General features: G+C 56.4%; 14 protein-coding genes. 6 read left to right on the forward strand and 8 right to left on the reverse strand.

Annotated elements, in window-relative coordinates:
• The first annotated feature begins 20 nt into the window (after positions 1–20).
• Positions 21–1,706: a Hint domain-containing protein gene (locus GFR01_RS08150; protein WP_099182015.1), complete on the forward strand. Its 1,686-nt coding sequence runs from the start codon at positions 21–23 to the stop codon at positions 1,704–1,706.
• 65 nt (positions 1,707–1,771) lie between these two features.
• Here GFR01_RS08150 and GFR01_RS08155 read toward each other — a convergent pair whose 3' ends face one another.
• From GFR01_RS08155 to sodC, 3 genes are all read right to left on the reverse strand, one after another.
• The gene (locus GFR01_RS08155) at positions 1,772–3,979 is read right to left on the reverse strand and encodes a TonB-dependent siderophore receptor (protein WP_099182016.1); all 2,208 of its coding nucleotides are present in this window, start codon (positions 3,977–3,979) and stop codon (positions 1,772–1,774) included.
• A 245-nt stretch (positions 3,980–4,224) separates the two neighbouring features.
• A complete protein-coding gene (locus GFR01_RS08160) occupies positions 4,225–5,007 on the reverse strand; it encodes an AraC family transcriptional regulator (protein WP_099182017.1) in 783 nt (260 codons plus the stop codon).
• Positions 5,008–5,134: 127 nt separating this feature from the next.
• The gene (gene sodC / locus GFR01_RS08165; protein ID WP_099182018.1) at positions 5,135–5,671 is read right to left on the reverse strand and encodes a superoxide dismutase[Cu-Zn]; all 537 of its coding nucleotides are present in this window, start codon (positions 5,669–5,671) and stop codon (positions 5,135–5,137) included.
• Between the two features lie 330 nt (positions 5,672–6,001).
• Between sodC and GFR01_RS08170 the strand changes: the two genes are divergently transcribed.
• The gene (locus tag GFR01_RS08170; protein ID WP_167384228.1) at positions 6,002–7,204 is read left to right on the forward strand and encodes an MFS transporter; all 1,203 of its coding nucleotides are present in this window, start codon (positions 6,002–6,004) and stop codon (positions 7,202–7,204) included.
• An 82-nt stretch (positions 7,205–7,286) separates the two neighbouring features.
• Here the strand turns inward: GFR01_RS08170 and GFR01_RS08175 are convergent, their stop codons facing one another.
• From GFR01_RS08175 to GFR01_RS08185, 3 genes are all read right to left on the reverse strand, one after another.
• On the reverse strand, positions 7,287–9,758 hold the full coding sequence (locus GFR01_RS08175; RefSeq protein WP_099182020.1) for a TonB-dependent receptor: 2,472 nt from the start codon (positions 9,756–9,758) through the stop codon (positions 7,287–7,289).
• A 137-nt stretch (positions 9,759–9,895) separates the two neighbouring features.
• On the reverse strand, positions 9,896–11,164 hold the full coding sequence (locus tag GFR01_RS08180; RefSeq protein WP_099182021.1) for an MFS transporter: 1,269 nt from the start codon (positions 11,162–11,164) through the stop codon (positions 9,896–9,898).
• Complete coding sequence (locus GFR01_RS08185; RefSeq protein ID WP_244902205.1) at positions 11,161–12,057, reverse strand: LysR family transcriptional regulator; 897 nt, start codon at positions 12,055–12,057, stop codon at positions 11,161–11,163. Before GFR01_RS08185 ends, GFR01_RS08180 begins: the two co-directional genes overlap by 4 nt.
• 132 nt (positions 12,058–12,189) lie before the next feature.
• Between GFR01_RS08185 and ggt the strand changes: the two genes are divergently transcribed.
• Genes ggt through GFR01_RS08200 form a run of 3 tightly spaced genes read left to right on the forward strand, consistent with a single transcriptional unit; the run spans position 12,190 to position 16,065 of the window.
• Positions 12,190–13,947, forward strand: a complete 1,758-nt coding sequence (ggt, locus tag GFR01_RS08190) for a gamma-glutamyltransferase (RefSeq protein WP_099182023.1) — start codon at positions 12,190–12,192, stop codon at positions 13,945–13,947.
• A gap of 28 nt (positions 13,948–13,975) precedes the next feature.
• On the forward strand, positions 13,976–15,283 hold the full coding sequence (locus tag GFR01_RS08195; RefSeq protein ID WP_174694697.1) for a lipase family protein: 1,308 nt from the start codon (positions 13,976–13,978) through the stop codon (positions 15,281–15,283).
• A gap of 47 nt (positions 15,284–15,330) precedes the next feature.
• Complete coding sequence (locus GFR01_RS08200; protein ID WP_244902206.1) at positions 15,331–16,065, forward strand: copper homeostasis protein CutC; 735 nt, start codon at positions 15,331–15,333, stop codon at positions 16,063–16,065.
• Positions 16,066–16,072: 7 nt separating this feature from the next.
• Here the strand turns inward: GFR01_RS08200 and GFR01_RS08205 are convergent, their stop codons facing one another.
• Positions 16,073–16,912, reverse strand: a complete 840-nt coding sequence (locus tag GFR01_RS08205; protein ID WP_244902207.1) for a glycerophosphodiester phosphodiesterase family protein — start codon at positions 16,910–16,912, stop codon at positions 16,073–16,075.
• Between the two features lie 151 nt (positions 16,913–17,063).
• On the opposite strand from GFR01_RS08205, the gene GFR01_RS08210 reads away from it, so the two are divergent.
• A complete protein-coding gene (locus tag GFR01_RS08210) occupies positions 17,064–17,423 on the forward strand; it encodes an ArsC family reductase (RefSeq protein WP_063903317.1) in 360 nt (119 codons plus the stop codon).
• A gap of 11 nt (positions 17,424–17,434) precedes the next feature.
• Here the strand turns inward: GFR01_RS08210 and GFR01_RS08215 are convergent, their stop codons facing one another.
• Positions 17,435–18,340, reverse strand: coding sequence for a helix-turn-helix domain-containing protein (locus GFR01_RS08215; protein ID WP_099182027.1), 906 nt, complete (start codon positions 18,338–18,340; stop codon positions 17,435–17,437).
• Positions 18,341–18,573 lie beyond the last annotated feature (233 nt).

The following is an 18,573-nucleotide window of genomic DNA, read 5'->3' on the forward strand; positions in this document are numbered from 1 at the left end:
TACTCTGTGGAGATTAGCCAATGGCTACAACGTCTAGTGGATCGACTTTCAGTGGCACCGTAGGGCCAGGGCAAAGTCAGGTTGCGCTCTCGGGCGCGAAAGTTGTTTCTGCAACTGTGTCAGGAAGTGGTGCAGTCCTGACTGTTTCGTCTGGCGCGAGCCTGACCGGAACGACTGTGGTTGCTGGTGGATCTATTCAGCTTTACGCCGGTAGTGGCAGCGCAAGTGGCAATATTATTAGTTCGGGTGGCGTCCTGAACGTTGCCCCCGGCGCCGCGACAAGCAAGGACACGATCTACTCTGGTGGCGTAGTGAACTACTCCAGTGGTTCGACGGTTACTTCAGGGGGAGAGACGGTCTCGTATGGTGGCCGCGTTGTTCTGGGATATGGTGCCATCGTTAGCGGAGTTGGCGCAACAATCAGCTCCGGTGGAACAGTCGAAATCATTAACGGCGTCAATTACGTCAATGGCGCGACCATTAATGTCCTCGAAGGCGGCGTCGTTGATTTCAACGCTGTTCAGTACAGTTCTGGATACACGTATTCGGGTGTTGTCAGCGGTAACCGTCTGGCAGCCTATGTGAATGGTGGCTTCACGGCTTACGTCTATCTCAGCACCAGTGCCTATAGCGGTCAGACCTTCTACGGCAGCAAAGATCCGTATGATAATGGGCTGGACATCATCATCTGCTATCTTGCAGGCACGATGATCCGGATGGCCGATGGCAGCGAACATGCTGTTGAAGACATCACGGTTGGCGACGAGATTCAGACGCTCGTTGACGGTCAGGTTCAGACGCAGGCTGTTACCTGGGCAGGCGCCAAAAAGCAGGTTGTTCAGGCTGGTGTGCCAGATGACCGTGCAGGCTATCCGGTGCGGGTCCGGGCAGGGGCACTTGGCGATGGTGTTCCTTACAAGGATCTACTCGTTACTGCTGATCATTGCCTGTATCTTGAAGGTCGTTTCGTTCCCGTCCGTATGCTGGTCAATGGTGCGTCAATTGATTACGATCGTTCGATCACTGAATTCACCTACTATCATATCGAGACCGAGCGTCATTCCGTAATCTGGGCTGACGGTGCTCTGGCGGAGAGCTATCTTGATACCGGTAACCGTCGTGGCTTCTCGCAGCACGGTCAGATTGCTGTTCTCAAGCCCCGGTCAACGAACTGGGTGGAGGATGCTGCCGCGCCGCTCTGTGTGGACCGGGAATTCGTAGAGCCGATCTATAACCGGATTATTGAACGCTGCGGCAATGTAGTGCGTGCGACTGAGACCGTCAGTGATCCAGCGCTCTCTCTGATCACGAATGAGGGGCATAAGGTCGAGGCTATCCGCCATAACGGCCAGCAGGTCATGTTCCTTCTGCCTGCGGGTACGACCTCCGTCCACATGGTGTCTCGGGCTTCTCGCCCATGTGACATCGTGGGGCCGTTTGTGGATGACCGTCGGGAACTGGGCGTACAGGTGCGCGATATCAGTTTGTGGTCTGGCAACAAGCACACGGTGATCGATACGCATCTCATGCACGATCATTCTGGGTGGCATGGTCGTGAAGAAGGCTCGCGTCGCTGGACCAACGGAAATGCGTTCCTGCCACTTCCTTCGCGACTGACTGAAGAAACGCTGTTGAGCGTCGAAGTCGTTGCGGGTGGTCCGTACCTTGAAAAGGCTGAGAGCCCTGTTCTCCTGAAGACGGCCTGAGCTTTCCGCCGCTGTTAAGAATCCTGCTGCCGTATCATGGTTCGGCAGCAGGGTTCTTCAGATTATTACCAGCTATACCCTATGCTGGCCTGCGCATTACGCCGCTCTCCGTAATAGCAGTATTCTCCATCTGATCCGTAAGCGAAGCAGTTGGCGATATAGTTCTTGTCAAAGAGATTACGGACGCTTGCTGACGCTTTCCATCCACGAAGCGAGTGAGACATGTTCGCCAGATCGTAGCTGATGGATGCGTCAAAGAGAGCGTATTGTGGGAGCCATACGCTGCCATATGTCGCTTCACCCCCATAAGTTTTCGCCGAGTACCGCATGCCCCCACCGAAGCCAAAGCCTTTGAGTGGTCCGGATGGCATCGTGTAGAATGCGAACAGGGACGCATTTCCCTTGCCGGATTGAATCAATGGCTTGCCCGTTGAGTCATCCTTGATCTTCTGGAAGCTTACCGCTGCTGTCAGCATAAGATTATGGAACGGCTCGGCGTGGGCTTCAAACTCAAAGCCATCCGAATGAACCAGTCCGCTCTGTACGCTGTATCCAGTATTGGCGACTGAGACGAGGACGTTACTCTGCTCGATATGGAAGCCAGCCGCCGTGAGCAGGAGGGACGTGCCGGGAACCTGATATTTGAGACCACCTTCAAGTTGCTTGCCGAGGGAAGGGTTGGCCTGTCGTACAGTCGCGCCTCCATCATTGGAGACAGAACCAGACTGTGGCTGGAAGGATGTCGAATAGCTGATGTAGGGCGAGAGGCCGAAGTCGAAGTGATAGAGGCCCGAGGCACGCCAGGTAATCTGGCTGGAATTCTGGCGGCTGTCAGAGGGTGTCAGAGACTCAACCTGATGGGAGCGGTACCAGTCATTGCGGATGCTGCCTGTCAGGATCAGCCGATGCCATCGGATTTCATCCTGACCGTAAGCACCGATCTGATGGGAATGCGTGACGTAATTCAGATAGGGCGAAAGAGCAGGAATGTTCATGTGATAGTCAGGGTGCAGCACGTCCAGATCCGGGGCTTCACCATAGGCTTCCGCATCGTTCGCTTTCTGCTGCATGTAGTCAAAGCCGAACATCAGGGCATGACGAAGTGGCCCGGTGCGAACACGACCTTTGAACTGGCTGTCAAAGGCCAGATTGTAAGTGTGTTCCTGCGTTCCGTATGCTGAGCGGGAGAGCATTTCACCGCTAGTGCCATCATCGCTGTCGTAATAGCCATTATTATAGACACTGCGGTAAATGGTCTTGATATCGTCGTAACGTCCGCGCGTGCTGAAGCTCCAGTCATCGTTGAAGCGATGATTGAGGATATAAGTAATCGCACCCTGCTTGCGGTTGAACTTCTCAGATGGCACGTCGCCATCATAGAAATTCCGAGGCAGATAGCCGTATGACGCCCGCTTGAGCGAGCCGACCAGAGGCACACCGCCGTATGAGCCGCTCTCAGGATCATACTGATAATTGCCGAGAAGGGTGAGGGTGGTTGGTCCGTCACCACCAAACGTAACGGCCGGGCTGATGCTGAAGCGTCGGCTTCCTGTTCTGCTGAGTTGAGTGTGCTGTCCGTTGATTGTGCCATAGAGCCGGTAGCGGACGAGCCCATCGTTGGTCGCAAATCCACCGACATCTGCATCGACACGATAAAGATCGAACATGCCGCCGGTTGTGTTGACACTGCCGTAAAACCGCTGGTCAGTCGGCAGTTTGCTGGACAATGCGGTCAGGCCACCGGGGCTGGACTGACCATAAAGCGCAGAAGCTGGCCCTTTGAGAAGTTCCACACGATCAAGGCGGAACGTGTCTGTCTGGGCTACGGCAAAGCCTGTTGGGCTGTCCTGAAACTTCAGCCCATCCAGGAAGGTCGGTACCGTGAAACCGCGCAGATCGAAGAGGTCATAGCGTGTACCTTCTCCGCCACGTGTGTCAGCAGTGATGCCGGCAGCATAGCGCACGGCCTGATTGAGGGTCAGGACACCGCGGACGTCCATTTCGTCACGGGTAATGACGGTGACGGACTGTGCGGTTTCGACAAGGGGGGTGTTTGTCTTTGTTGCGGAAGACGCAATCGTCGATGTTTTGCGACCGCGGACTTCAACCCGATCAACTGAAGGATTATGGGTCTTGGATTTCTCAGTGGCAGTCTGAGTGGTTGTTTTGGATTGGCGGGGTTCGTCGGGTTTCTTTTCCTGATCGGCAGCGAAGGCCGTGTCGCTCAGGATGAGCGAGAAAAGAACCGTGTAAATCATCCTGTTGCGCTGCATACCCAACTCATTTCGTTACCGGCTTGTGCTGGCTGCGAGGCAGAAACCGGCTTTATTGTTAAGAATGATACTTAATTGCGCTCCTATCTGTGTTCGGAAATGGCATCAAGCAGCCAGAAGGCTGTTGGCCCAAACGCGATTGAATTCTGCCTGATTGCTGAGATTTGGTCCGTTTGAAGAGCAGAGAGTGCTTGGAGGAACAGCTTTATGAACTGCGTACGGGTCGGTAATCTGAGGACAACGCCTTACGACCGTATGGCTGAAGTGGGGCTTGCGCGGAGTGTTCGGGGGGCAACACCAAAAGTTTTGTGGAACATGGCGCTGAAGCTGCTGGCATTATCATAGCCGAGATCGAATGCGACTTCGGCAATAGACTGGCCAGTTGCAATCCGGGAAGCCGCTTCAACGACCCGCACTCGGCGACGCCATGCGGCAAAGCCCAATCCCATTTCCTGTTGAAAGAGACGGGTGAAAGTCCGTCGGGCCATCCCTGCTTCCCGGGCCCAGTAATCGATGTCACGGGAGTTCCCTGGGTGTGCGATAATCGCCTCACACACACGACGCAGACGGGGATCGGAAGGAAACAGCAGGCGATCTGCGATGCGAGGTACACGGCCAATTTCATCAAGCAGAAGGCGGCCGATAGTCAACATTCGCTCGTCCATGGCGAATTCGAAACTCATGGCAATGATTGCGTCTATGAGACCTCGTATCAGGGAAGAGGCTTCAAACATCTTGCACGGGAGATCAGCGGCTCCGGTGAAACCCGGATCGACATAAATGACCTGAAATAGCAGATCGGTCCGGCATGTTGCCTGATGGACGGTGTTGGCGGGAAGCCAGAGCGCCTGACCGGGGCGAAGTACAAAACTTTCATCATGCGTGTTGACGGTCACGCTACCGGCCAGAAATACCGACAGTTGTGCGCGGTCATGGGTATGAAACCCATCCACGAAACCTCCGGCATAGTAATCCTCGAAACCAACCACAGGGGGTGGATGCAAGGGCAGGTCGGATGTCCGTTTCATGGTGTTTCGATCAAGACTGTCTTAAGGAACGTGCCGTGGCACTTTAGAATGCTCGGCGGCCTTCTCTCCATAAACAGAGAGAGGAGGCCGCCATCCAGTCCTTTCGGGCAAGAAAGGCTCGGAAACGTCAGTCCTGTTTCAGGATGCCGCAGGCGACGCGGGCACCGGAACCGCCGATTGGCTGGGTTTTGTAATCGTCGGCCTGAGCGTGAATGACCACCGAACTTCCGTCAGCATCCAGCAGCGCTGCACGTGAAGACGTGCCTCGCAGGGAAACAAACGTCGAGTAGATTTCTGCGGATGCAGTGCCGTCCGGGGCGGCATAAATGTTGGGCAGATCGCCAAAATCATTCGCATTGTCATTCAGGAGGCCATGCACGACGGACTTGGCCGTGTGAACATGCGCTCCAGCGCTCGTGAACTTCGGCGCGGCGCAGTCGCCTTTTTCATGGAAGTGAATTCCGTGCCAGCCGGGCGTAAGGCCTTTGGCTTCGATATGCAGCAGAACACCCTTCGGGGCTTCTGTAACCTGAAGTGTGCCCGCCGGTTTCCCGTTTGTATCGATGAGGCTTGCTGTGGCTGTCTCGGCAGAGAAAGCAACGGATGGCGCGGTTACCAGACCGATCGTCAAAAGGGCCCAGAGCGTCGGTTTCAGCGTGAACATTGAAAAATGCTTTCTCTGTTGAGGAGAATGGAGTGCTGTCTTGTGGGTGACGTTGTCGTAAATCAGAATGAATATCAACAACGTTTGCGTTTACCATCTTCTCTTCTGCGAGAGCATCATGGAGCTGCGCCTGTTTCGTTTTCCCGCCACATCAGCGGAAAGGCCATCGGGTATGGACAGCGCGCCATAACGGCGAATTCTCAGCATCCGTTATATGACAAAACGAAAACCAGTCACGAACACCGTTTCTTTCGTTTTATTCTAGCGTGAAGCATGGCAGAAGGCGATTTCGTCCCGCGTGATAGCTTCATCACAGTGGTCAGGGAAATTATGCTTTTCAAAACTCTTCCCACGCAGACCGTTATTGGCCTGTGTGCACTATTCGCGTGTACTTTTACCGCGCTGACCAGTGAAGTCGCGCCTGTTGGCCTGCTGATCGACATGGCGCAGGCATTCCATATTGCCGAAGGTCAGGCAGGACTGGCTGTCAGTGCATTTGCTCTGATGGTTGCTCTGGGCGCCGTGCCTTTGACTATTCTGACGGCTGCAATCGATCGCAAGAGACTGATGCTGCTGTCTTTGGGTGGCTATGTTCTTTCCAATCTGATTGTCGCTCTTGCTCCGACATTTCTGGTCTTATGTGCCGGCCGCGCTCTTGGTGGAATCGCGCACGCGCTGCTGATGTCGATTGTCTCAGCTTATGCGGCCCGGCTTGTGCCCCCCAAGATGACCGGAAGAGCCATTTCGTTTGTCTATGGTGGAACGTCCTTGGGTTCTATTCTGGGTGTGCCTGGCGCGGCCGCTATCGGGCATTTCGCCAGCTGGCGTGTTGCGATGCTGGTTATGACAGGTATTGCCGTGCTGCTGACGGCCTGCGTAGCCTTTTTCCTGCCGCCAGTCGCGACATCCGGAGACGCAAGCACGAACTTACCCTCAATGGGGTCGCGGAAAGCCATGCGGATCTTCCTGATGGTTGTGGCTATTGATGCGATCTTCTTCGTCGCTCACAACATGCTCTACACATATGTCACCCCTCTGCTGCTGGCCCATGGCCTTCCCAAAGGGGTTCTCAGCGTTGCGCTTCTTCTGACCGGCGCTGTGAGTATTCTGGGACTATGGGGGGCTGGTCAGATTGTAGATCGCTGGCCTGCCGCAGGAATGTTCGCAGGGGGAATGGCCATGCTGATTGGCATGGGGCTCATGTATGGACACATTCTCTCTGGGTGGGGGTCTGTAGCGTCAGTTGCTCTTTGGTGTAGCGGCTATTCGGCCATCATCCCGTTTGTCATGTCAGGGGCAATTCGTGCACGCGCAACCCGCCCGGACGTGGCCGGAGCGGCCATCAATGGGGGTAGCAATCTTGGTATTCTTCTGGGCTCCGCGCTGGGCGGCCAGATTCTGACCTGGAGCGGTTTCAATACACTCACCCCGATTGCCATTGTCATCACACTGAGTGCCATTCTGCTGGCAGTTCTTAATCCTGAATCATTTCCTCGAACGCTTCATTCCTCTGAGGATGAAGCGACGTCCTGAAAACGAGAAAGGGGGCCGGATGAAAAACCCAGCCCCCTTTCTTCTCTGTCGATCCAGCCCCGAAAGACTGGACTTCACGTTATCAGAATGATGTAGACAGCGTGCCCATCATCGCGAACGGCGGCATGATGTAATAGGTCGGTGCTGTATCAGCACTGATCTTGTGGCCATAGACACCGGTCGTGGCCTTGGCATTGTTGGAGAAGTAATAAACGCCACCCAGCTTGTACTGGCTTGTCAGGTTGGTGAAGTTCAGCTTGAACACCGGGGACTGGGCGATGAAGAACTTCGGCAGATGGTAGCCAAGTGTCAGGGAGTCCGAGAAGTAGGACGGCATGTACTGGTCGTTCATGAAGGACGAGGCCTGCTTGGACGTGTAATGCACGCTGGCGTTCAGGAAGAACGGACCTTCGTTATAGGTCAGGCCGACGCTGCCTGAGAACTTCGGTGACATGACCGCCGTCTTGCCCTTTGTTCGCAGATAATCAACCGAACCATCGTCTGCCGTTGTCTGCAGGTTGTTGTCCATCGTCGTGTGCAGGTATTCGAACGCGAAATACGGGCTGAAACGATGGAACAGTGGACGGGTGGACAGCATGACATCCACGCCACGGATTGTTTCGCCGCCTGCGTTGATGGTCTGGCTGACCTGAACGTCGTTGCTGAACATGTTGACCGACAGCAGACGGTTGGAGACGTTCATGTTGAAGAAGCTGATATCCGCCAGGAACAGATCATCATTATAGCGGTAACCCAGTTCTTCCTTGATGGAATACTGAGGCTTTGCTCCTGCGCCAGACGTCGTCATCTTACCCGTGCTTGTGCTGTAACGTGAGATCATGTTGATCGGGGACGGAGCACGGAAATCACCTTCAGCATTGATGTAAAGCTGATGATGAGGGGCGAAATTGTAGGACCAGGAGAAGCGCGGCGTCGGCGAGACATACGTATGGTTTATGCGGCCTGCCGTGCTGGGCAGGTAATCCTGTCCTTCCAGCGTCATGGACGTTACCTTGATGCCGCCTGTGATGGACATCTTGTGGTCCAGAAGATGGACGGTGTCTTCCAGGAAGCCCGAGTTCAGGCTGTACGATCCCAGATAGTCGACGGAATAATAGATATTGCCGCTGGTGGTCCGGTAATAGGATGACTTGTCGGTGTCGGACGGCTGAGCGCCTGTGGTCTGGTTCATCTTGGACATCGGGGTGCGCAGGGAATAGCGGTATTCCTCATGCCAGTAGCCGATCTGTCCGTCGTTGTTCTCGGAATGCCAGCCAAGCGCGGCAACGACGCCACCCTGCTGGGTTACGGACATGGAGTTCGTAGAGACCGCAGCGCGTGTTGACGTGCTGATCTTGCCATCGCCGTTCAGGTCAACCCGCTGGAGAGCTGTTCCCGCATAAGTGTAACCCTCCTGCAGGCGGGACGCGCTGTTCAGGGTGATGTCAGAGCGCTCGTAGTATGGCGAGATGTTCAGCGTGAAGGTGTTGTTCAGGGCGAACTTCATAGGCATGGACACATAGAACTGGTCCTTGTCCGTGCCATGCACGCCGTAATAGCTGCTCGGGGATGTAGCGCTGAACTGGGCGTTGTAGCTCAGGGGTGTGGAGACCGGGCGGCCATGCTTGTCGTTCTGGAAGTTTGCCAGCGTCGGGTAGCGGTTCAGGTAATAGTGCGAATGGTTGTATCCGGCGAACAGGTCGATGGAGCTTCGCGTGCCAATCTGCTTCTGCGCGCGGAAATCCATATGCTTGCGGTCGCTGTCGCCCGAGCCACGCCATGCATCAGAATGAGTGTTGGAGAACGATGCGTAGCTGGTGATGCCGGTGTGGCCAATCTCGCCTGAGTCCAGACGGATGAAGCCGCGTGTCCGGTTGAAAGATCCATAGCTGCCGGATACCAGGCCGCCAAACTTCTTGGAAGGAGCACGGGTCGTGATGCTCAAGGCACCAGCGCCAGCGGAGGTCAGTGGATCTTCAACGGAAATGGAGCCGGGGCTCATGCTTTCGGCGGCAATGTTGTTGCTGTCGATATAGTTCTGCACGAAATTGGATGCGGAGGACGTGCCACCATTTGCGATTGGCATGCCGTTCAGCATAATGCCGATATCGTTGTCATACAGACCACGGCTCTGCATGGAGCCACCTTCGTTTCCGCTCGGGTCCGGTGTTGTGATGTTCACACTTGGCAGATTGGCGATCAGATCGAGCGGGCTGCTCGTGGGGCTCTGCATCTCAATGTAGTTCTGCGTCACGGTCTGCACGGCACGGGAGGCCGTTTCAACGCGCATCATGCCGCCACCTGGCTGATGGCGCGTTCCCGTCACGCTGATGGACTCTTTGCCGGCTTCAACGGTGCGCGTGGAATGAGCACGGTGCTTGGTGGGCTCGGTCGTGGTGGAGGTTGCAGCGTAGGCAGTGGGAACAGTGACGGACAGACCGCTCAGAAATGTTGCTGCCGCGAGCGTTTTCTTTCCCTGCCCGAAAAGAGCGTTAAGCGGAACGGAAAGTCCGGAACGGCTGGAGCGGCTGGGAGGGAAAGAACAGGAAGACATGTCGTGGACTCATTCTGCAGGATGACAACGCTTCGATAGCGTTATGAATTTGGTAAACTAAGATAAAGGAGACAATTATAAGAACATTCCAAAGAAAAAATTGATAGTTTCAATTTCTGTCAAGGAAATGCTGGCGTTCAGGGTATACGGCGATCCAGCAGCGAACGGGCTGAAAAGACGCTGATGAACGAAATGATCGCTGTCAGGATCATGTAGAGGGCCGGGGCGTGAGAGAGGCCGGTCCAGGAAATCAGGGCTGCGTTTGTCAGGGGGGCGAGACCGCCGAACAGCACCACGCCGAAAGAATATCCCATTGTAAGACCACGCCCTCTGCGTTCACTGGGGAAGAGCTGGCCGATGAAGCCGTCGAGGGCAGCGAAATAGAACAGTCCGCTCAGATTGAACAGAAGGGGCATGAGCAGAACCGCTTCAGGGAGTGTTTTTATCAACTGGAAGGCAGGAATGGGCAGAAGGGTCAAAAACGCGCAGGACCAGAGCATTGGCCGTACACTGTGGGTTCTGTCAAAGCGGTCTGCCAGTTTCCATCTCAGCGGGGTGAACAGGAGTTGGCCACCATAGGTCAGAAGCGGGGCGAGGGATGTGCTGAGACGGGAGAGGCTGTACTGGCTCCGGGCATAGTGGGGCATGTAAAGCCCCAGGTAGGTGATGCCGCTGCCAAGGGCGACGGAGCCCATGATGAGGGCGGTTCGGCGAACTGTATCGGGTTGCAGAAATGGCGCCGGGGCTGAGCGGGGTTGGGGTGGTGTTTCGGAGTTCTCTGGCGTCAGCATCATACGCAGGATCAGGCCACTGATTCCTGCCGCAGCCCCCAGGCCAGTTGCAATGCGAAAACCAAAAGTCTCGAAGGTCGTTGAAGGAAGCACGAGACCGAGCATCAGTACGACGGTTGCCGCACACAGAGAAGCCGTGATCTGGCCGATGGCCTGCCAGCTTGCCGCGCGGGCTTCGTGTTTTGGGGCGTGTTCGATCAGATAGGATGTGGCGCTTCCGAATTCTCCGCCCAGCGAAAAGCCATGAAGAAGTCTGGCCAGAATGACCAGTGCAGGCGCGGCAATGCCAATCTTCTGATAGGAGGGCGTAAGTGTGATGAGCAGACTGCCCATGGCCATCAGGAGGATACAGACCATCATCGTGGAGATGCGGCCACGCCTGTCTGCGTAGTTTCCCAAAACGACGGCACCAAGCGGTCTCGCCAGAAGAGTCAGCCCAAAAGTCGCAAGGGACAGTCCAAGCTGGGACAGCGGCCAGTTGGCTGGGAAAAACGTACGGCCTATCGAGGCCGAAAAATATGCGTAAATGACGAAATCATAATACTCGATGATATTGCCGATAATGGAGGCAATCACCGCCTGATTGGGTCTTTGAGAGGGCCATGCGCCCATCATCCGGCATGCGGATTGCTGAGAGACTGGATCAGAAACTGAATGAATGATCGCAGCGTCGGGGCGCTGTAGCGCTCCTTGTGGTAGAGGAGATAGATCGGACGAGACGGGAGAGTGTAATCCGGCAGAAGCGCCGAAAGCTTTCCTTCCCGGATGTCTTCCCGCACCAGATCTGACGGCAGCATGGCAATGCCCATGCCCGAAAGGGCTGCACGCCGCATGGCCTGCGTGTTGTTGAACAATCCTTTGCGCTGCATTTCGACGGAGACGTTCCCCTGCGGCCCTTCAAAACGCCATTCACGCCGGGCCCAGTGCCAGGGAGAGGCAGGCGTATAGGAGAAGGCAAGCGCATCGTGCATGGCGAGCTGGTGCGGAGACAGGAGTTCTTCCCGCTGCGACAGATATGCCGGGGAGGCGCAGAGCGTCATGGTGTAGTCGGACAGGCGACGGCAGATCAGGGATGACGGCTCCGGAACGCCCAACCGGATGGCAATATCGAATTTTTCATGTGTCAGATCGACGCTGCGTTCTGTCAGGACAAGATCCACGTCCACGGCAGGGTGTTCGTTGAGATAGGCCGCGATACAGGGCGTGATGCTCTGAGTGCCGTAAGTGACGGGAGCGGTGATGCGGAGTGTTCCTGCGGGAAGGCTCTGGGCGGCTGCGGCCATGCGCTCGGTTTCGTCGAGCATGCTGAGGATCTTCTGGCATTTGGCGAAATAGATGGAGCCAAAGGCCGTCAGGCTCTGGCGTCTGGTCGTACGACGCAGCAGACTGGTGCCAAGCCGCTCTTCAAGCAGACGCACGTAGTTTCCCACCATTGTGGGTGAGATGCCGCAACGCTCTGCGGCGGCTGTCATGCTTCCTGTTTCGACGACGGCAATAAAGGTCGTCATGGCCTGAAAAACGTTCATTGCAAACCGAAGGTTGATAATTATCGCACCATAACAGCATTTATCGGGAAGATCGAAGACCGTAACGGTTTGACGTAGATGCTCCCCATCAGGAACTGAAGGTTGATATTGTCCATGCGTATCAGAAGTGCGGCTCTCTCCCAACGAAAGGTTTATGCCCGGACCCCTGTTCTTGTGGGTCTGCTGGGAGCAACCGCACTCGGCCTGAGCGCGTGTGCCCATCAGTTGCCGCCTGCAACGCCTGTTTCGTCACCGTCTGTGGCCAGCACGTTCATGGCCGCAACAGCCAATCCCATGGCATCCAAAGCGGCTTCGGATGTGCTCGCGAAAGGCGGAAGCGCGGTTGACGCGGCGATCGCAGCGCAGATGGTTCTGGCGGTAGTGGAGCCGCAGGCGTCTGGGCTCGGTGGTGGCTCGACAATCCTGTACTGGGACCGCGGAGCCGATCGTCTGAGTTTCTTTGACGGTTTGGCCAGCGCGCCGATGGGCATGCAGCGGGACTTCATGCACGATCAGAACGGTGTCCGCATTCCGGAAGCCAAGCTCCAGCGGAGCGGCCGCGTCGTTGGTGTTCCTGGCACGCTGCGGACGCTGGCTCTTCTGCATGACCGTTATGGCAAGCTTCCCTGGGCGGATCTGTTCCAGCCCGCGATTACCGCGGCCCGTGACGGCTTTCCGCTGGCAGGTTATCTCCATCTCGTCCTGACGGAGCGCCCCGAACTGGCTCACGAACCCCAGTTTTCCGGCTATTTCGATGCGGAAGGCCAGCCGCTTCCCAAGGGGACGATTCTGCATAATGCCGCTTTGGCGAGCACATTGGAGAATGTGTCGAAGCAGGGGGCCGAATATTTCTACACGGGCGATTTTGCAAAAAAGCTCTCAGCCGCAGTGGCCAGTGGTGCATATCCTGGCAAACTCACACCTGCAGACTTGAAGGCTTATAAGGTGCATGAGCGCACACCGCTCTGTGTGACGGCGTTCAATCGCCGGATCTGTTCTTCCGCACCGCCTGTCGCAGGCGGTCTGTCCGTGTTGCAGCAGCTGGCTATTCTTGATCGGCTGAAGATCGGTCAGTATGCGCCGGGAAGCGTTGAGGCCGCGCATCTTCTGCTGGAAGCGTCCCGTCTGGCTGAGGCAGACCGCCGGAAATACGCTGCCGACCCGGATTATACCCGCGTTGATACGGCTGCGCTTCTTGATTCGGCCTATCTGGATGGTCGCGCGGCGCTGGTGGCGAAGGGCGAAGCTGCAGATCGTGTCACGGCGGGGCAGCTCAAGGGAAAGCTGGCTCTTCTGCCGTCATCCGACCCGATGACTGTGCCAGCCACGACACATCTTTCCATTCGTGACGCGTCCGGCAATGCGCTGTCTTTCACCACGACGATCAACCTGAATTTTGGTTCAGATATCGTGGTGGATGGTGTGGTTCTGAACAATGCCATCACGAATTTTGCAGGCCGCCCTTTCGTCAATGGCTGCCCGACCGCCAATATCGCCGCTCCCGGCAAGCGCCCGATCACAACCATGTCTCCAACCATCGTTTTCGGCCAGAATGGTCAGCCTGAGGTGATCGTCGGCGCGGGCGGTGGTGCGCGGATTATTGATTCCGTTGTGCAGACGCTGGTTGGATATCTGGCTTGGGGGCAGAATATCCGCACAGCCATCGAACAGCCACGCATTGGCGCCCAGAACCATGCGGAGGAGCTGGAACAGGGAACTGCCGCCGCCGGGCTGGCTTCGGCGCTGAGTGCCATGGGGCATCATCCGAAAATCGATGTCATGAATGCCGCTGTTCAGGGCATCACCATTGGGCCAGACGGCCTCACGGGCTGGGGAGATCCGCACCGTGACGGCGTGGCCGTCGGTCAGTAATATCCGCCTCGATCTGCTGGAGACACTCATGAAGCTTTCATTCCGCTCGGCGCTTTGCACTGCCACCCTCCTGTCCCTCTCGGCCTGCGCGACGCCGTCCCAGCCCGAAAAGCCGCAGGTGGCTGTCGAGGTCGATCGTAATCTGGGGGATGGCGGGGTTAGCGACTTCTACACGCCTCCGGCTCAGGTTCCTGCAACGGTTGGTCAGATGATCCGCACGCAGGACATTACCGACCGTCCTCTGCCAGAAAACGCCGCCACAGCTGTACGGACGCTCTATACGTCCATTAGTGGCGTCAATGCGCCCGATCCGGTCACGGTCTCTGGGCAGATCCTTTTCCCGAAAGGGACGCCGCCGAAGGGTGGCTGGCCAGTTGTGGCATGGGAACACGGCACAACAGGTATTGCGGATATCTGTGCACCGTCCTGGAGAGGCTATCTGTCGCGTGACCGCGCCTATCTGGATCACTGGCTGAAGGCTGGTTTCGCGGTCGTTGCCAGTGATTATCAGGGGTTGGGGACGCCGGGCCCGCATCCGTATCTGATGTATCGTCCGGAAGGATACAGCGTTCTGAATGGCCTGCGGGCTGCGCTGACGCAGTACAAGGGAACGCTTCAGAACCGCATTATTCTGGTGGGGCAGTCACAGGGTGGTGGTGCAGCACTCGGAACGGCCTGGCTGGCTCCCCAATATGCGCCGGATCTGCATGTGGTTGGGACTGTGGCAACCGGCGTCGTGACGCAGTTCAAGCTTCCTGAGCACCCGAAGCACGCGCCTCTGCCACGCCTGAATGTGGAGCCGCCTCACATGGCTGCGGCGTTCGGGATCCTCACGATCGAAGGGTCGCGCAAGAGCCTGCATCCGGAAGTCGATGTTCGTGCAAACATGACGGAAAAGGGCAAGGACCTGTCGCATCAGGCCCGTCAGTCCTGTCTTGGCGATCTGTTTCGCTATACGGAAGCGCACGATATTACGGAAGACAATGCCTATGCGGGGGATACATCCCGGCTTGAGGCAGATTTTCAGGATGCCTTCATGATCCCTGATGCTCACATGACCATGCCGGTGTTTGTGGGAACTGGCCTTGCGGATAACGAAGCAGGCGTAGCCCAGCAGTACAATGCAGTTGCTGCCATGTGTGATGCCGGGACGAACGTGACGTGGAAGACCTATTCCGGGCTGACCCATAATGGTGCCGTCAATGGTTCGGCTGACGATTCAGTTCCGTTTGCATTGGCGCTCCTGAAAGGACATCATCCGAGAGGAAACTGCGGGACGATCAAACCCGTTTCCACAGTGGAGAAGGCGCTGCCGGGAATCCGCTGGAACAACTAAGAACTCTGTCGGCATATGCGCTTTCGCCGAACAGGATGGAGACGGGTATGCCGACGCTTGAAATCTGTGTTGAAGATGCTGTCGGCCTGCGGACAGCGCAGCGCCCCGGCGTCACACGCATTGAGCTTTGTTCTGCCCTCGCACTGGGCGGTTTGACGCCTTCAGCCGGGCTGATGCGTCTGGCTGGTCAGTCCACGGTGCCGGTCTATGCTATGATCCGCCCAAGAGAGGGCGGGTTCGTGTTTACCGCTGAAGAAATCGATCAGATGCTGGCGGATATTGACGCCGCCCGTGCTGCGGGTCTGGCGGGTGTTGTTCTTGGTGCAGCCCTGAACGACCGTACGCTCGATATGCAGACCTTGAAGCTGCTGTCTGACGCGTGTGGTGACATGGGTCGGACACTGCACCGCGTTTTTGATCTCACGCCTAATCCGCTGACTGCTGTCGATCAGGCTGTCGAGCTGGGCTTCGAGCGCATTCTGACGTCTGGCCAAGCGGTTATTGCGCCGAAGGGACAGTCTGTTTTGAAAAACATCGTGGATCATGCTGCTGGCCGTATCGAGATCATGGCTGGAAGCGGTGTGCGGGTCGGGAATGTGCGGGAGCTTGTGCAGGAAACGGGCGTTACGGCCATTCATGCGTCTTGCCGGGGGCCAGCGGTGGGGCAGGCATGTCGTGTGTGGGAGCTGGGCTTTGGGCGCCTTGCTTCAAGAACCAGTGGCCGGATCATAGATCAGATGCTTGCCATCCTCGCAGAAGATGCCACGCTGCCGGTGATATGACACTATTTCAGAGCCTTTTCTTTAAGGCTGCCTGAAGCTTGAGTGGCGTATTGGTCACCAGGATATCAATGGGAAGCGTTCGTGCGCGCTTGGCACATTCTTCAGGGGAAACAGCATCTACAATGGCCGTGGGGCCAAGAAGGTCTGTTATGACAACGGCTCCTGCCTCATGTGCTGCTTTGAACAGGGCGGGGTCTGAGTTCTGGGGCACATAGGCTGCAAAGCGGCGTGCTCCTGCGATCTTGCGATAGGTTGCAATATCCTCTGGCTTTGCAATCAGCACAGAAACCAGTGCTTCCGGATCAGCGGCGAAAGCCTCGCGGGCCTGCTTTTCGTGGAATGTGAGAACTACGACCCGGTTGGAAAGCTTATGGAGGCGGACAGGTTTCAGAGCTTCGGCAGGGAGAACATCCTTGATGTCGAGCATCAGTAAAGCGTCGGGGGTGCTGCCCGCCCAATCCAGAACATCGCTGTAGGCTGGAATGTGTTCCAGTGTAGTACCGGATGTGTTTTTCAGATGCAGTTTCTGAACCGCTTCCTGACTGAGTTCAGTGATAGGACCATGGCCCGTCGTCGTTCGGTCAACATCCGGATCGTGCAGTAGAACAATCCGGCCAGTTTTGTCCTTCGCGAGATCAATTTCCATCATGAACGGGCCGGCCTGATGGGTGCGGTGCATCTGGCTAAGGCTGTTTTCCGTTCCGGATGGGTCGATCCAGCCTCGGTGCGCGCAGATCAGCGGAGGCATCGCCATGCGGTCCGTTAGAGACTGAGCCACGGCAGAAAAGGGGCCTGACAAGCCTGTTAGCGCCGTCAGCCCGTAAGCGATGAAAATCCGGCGCTTCATGATTGGTTGTACCTGTTTGAAGTGGGGCATAAACACCGTATTGCTTCTGTTTGCGAAAGAGAAGATTGGCGTCTGTTTCGACATTTACTGGTGAGCTGCCGCCGGAGTGGCTACAGAATTTTCAGATTAATCAGAACAGGAAAACTCCGTCATGACCGCATCAGTCGTGCTGTATGGCATTAAAGCTTGTGACACCATGAAGAAGGCTCGTGCTTGGCTGGATGAACGGGGTGTTCCGTACACTTTCCATGACTACAAGAAGGACGGAATTTCTGAGGATGTTCTGAAGGACTGGGTCAGCCAGGTTGGCTGGGACGTTCTCCTCAACAAGGCTGGCACGACCTTCCGTAAATTGCTTCCTGAGCAGAAGGAAGGCCTGACGGAAGAGCGTGCTGTTGGCCTGATGGTGGCTCAGCCTTCCATGATCAAGAGACCTGTGTTGACGCGAGACGGTAAGGTTCTTCGTGTAGGCTTTCGACCAGCGGACTATGAAGAAACGTTTTCGGGCTAAGCTGGAAACTTTCAGATCGGCAGGTTCAGCGCTTTGATCTTGCGATGAAGTGTTGAGCGGCTGATTCCCAGCGTGCGGGCGGCCGCACTGACATTGCCCTGCGTCGTCGCCAGAGCAGATCGGATGACGTGAACTTCTGCCTTGCGGAAGCTCAGTTCGTCCTCTGAATCCAGAAAATTCATCAGAGCGGGCAGGTGTTCCAGTTCGCCGTCTGGCCAGTGCATCCGTACGCGGCTTGAATGCGTGGCACCACGAACATGCCCGTCACGATCCAGAGCCACTAGCGGCGTGGAACTCTCCGCAGCCAGACCAAGGGTAATGATGGTTTCGTTCGGGAAAAACTGGCGGAACAGCCGTTCTTCAATCTGGCGTGCCGTGGTGATCATGGTCTCCATCAGCAGGCCCGAAAACGGCATGATGTCATTACCGGCGAACGAGCAGATGTTCAGAACACCAGCCAGCTTCCCGCTTGCATTGTAAAGGGGAGCAGCAATTCCGGTCAGGTTCCTGAAGCACAGGCGCCAGTGCTGGTTTTGTAGCACCATGACGGGCTTTTTTTCCTGAAGACAGGTACCGATACTGTTGGTCCCGGCATTTTCCTCATCCCACAAGGCGCCTGCCTGAAAGCCCCAGCGGCGACAACCCGTCAGATCCTCCCGGCTTGTCTGCCGGGACAGGACAATCCCATTGGCATCGGCGAGCATCACGGTGAAGCCGAGCGTCATGACGAGGGAATGCAGCCGTTCCATTTCCGGCAGCGCATGCTGAATCAGCAATCGCGTCCGGCTGCTGACAAAGCGCAGTTCGGGAGCGCTCAACAGTCGCGTTTCCCAACGTGCGGCCGGGTCCAGATTGTAGTTGGTCGAGCACCGGATCCATGAGTCGGACAGGCCAGCCTGCGGCGTGATCTTGTTCATGCCATCGCTCCGGCCTGCCTAACTGTCTCAGAATTGCGACAGGTGGTGACGATGCAGTCACATTCGGGTGACTGTTGTGTGATTGAGGATGGTCCCCAACAGGATGCGGCGTGAACAAGGCAACGAGAGCGCAGGGCTGACCGGATCTGGTTATTTCCTCTGGATATCCCGGACCTGAGACAGCTCTCACCTTTCTTATGGAACGCTTTAGGCGGGAGGTCAGATTTATGGAT

Source organism: Gluconobacter frateurii, assembly GCF_002723955.1.
GTDB classification, from domain to species: Bacteria; Pseudomonadota; Alphaproteobacteria; order Acetobacterales; family Acetobacteraceae; genus Gluconobacter; species Gluconobacter frateurii.

Bases quoted from the DNA above. Each gene is read 5' to 3' on its own strand.
- GFR01_RS08150 (WP_099182015.1), top strand. From the start codon at position 21: ATGGCTACAACGTCTAGTGGATCGACTTTCAGTGGCACCGTAGGGCCA.
- GFR01_RS08155 (WP_099182016.1), bottom strand. From the start codon at position 3,979: ATGCAGCGCAACAGGATGATTTACACGGTTCTTTTCTCGCTCATCCTG.
- GFR01_RS08160 (WP_099182017.1), bottom strand. From the start codon at position 5,007: ATGAAACGGACATCCGACCTGCCCTTGCATCCACCCCCTGTGGTTGGT.
- sodC (WP_099182018.1), bottom strand. From the start codon at position 5,671: ATGTTCACGCTGAAACCGACGCTCTGGGCCCTTTTGACGATCGGTCTG.
- GFR01_RS08170 (WP_167384228.1), top strand. From the start codon at position 6,002: ATGCTTTTCAAAACTCTTCCCACGCAGACCGTTATTGGCCTGTGTGCA.
- GFR01_RS08175 (WP_099182020.1), bottom strand. From the start codon at position 9,758: ATGTCTTCCTGTTCTTTCCCTCCCAGCCGCTCCAGCCGTTCCGGACTT.
- GFR01_RS08180 (WP_099182021.1), bottom strand. From the start codon at position 11,164: ATGATGGGCGCATGGCCCTCTCAAAGACCCAATCAGGCGGTGATTGCC.
- GFR01_RS08185 (WP_244902205.1), bottom strand. From the start codon at position 12,057: ATGACGACCTTTATTGCCGTCGTCGAAACAGGAAGCATGACAGCCGCC.
- ggt (WP_099182023.1), top strand. From the start codon at position 12,190: ATGCGTATCAGAAGTGCGGCTCTCTCCCAACGAAAGGTTTATGCCCGG.
- GFR01_RS08195 (WP_174694697.1), top strand. From the start codon at position 13,976: ATGAAGCTTTCATTCCGCTCGGCGCTTTGCACTGCCACCCTCCTGTCC.
- GFR01_RS08200 (WP_244902206.1), top strand. From the start codon at position 15,331: ATGCCGACGCTTGAAATCTGTGTTGAAGATGCTGTCGGCCTGCGGACA.
- GFR01_RS08205 (WP_244902207.1), bottom strand. From the start codon at position 16,912: ATGAAGCGCCGGATTTTCATCGCTTACGGGCTGACGGCGCTAACAGGC.
- GFR01_RS08210 (WP_063903317.1), top strand. From the start codon at position 17,064: ATGACCGCATCAGTCGTGCTGTATGGCATTAAAGCTTGTGACACCATG.
- GFR01_RS08215 (WP_099182027.1), bottom strand. From the start codon at position 18,340: ATGAACAAGATCACGCCGCAGGCTGGCCTGTCCGACTCATGGATCCGG.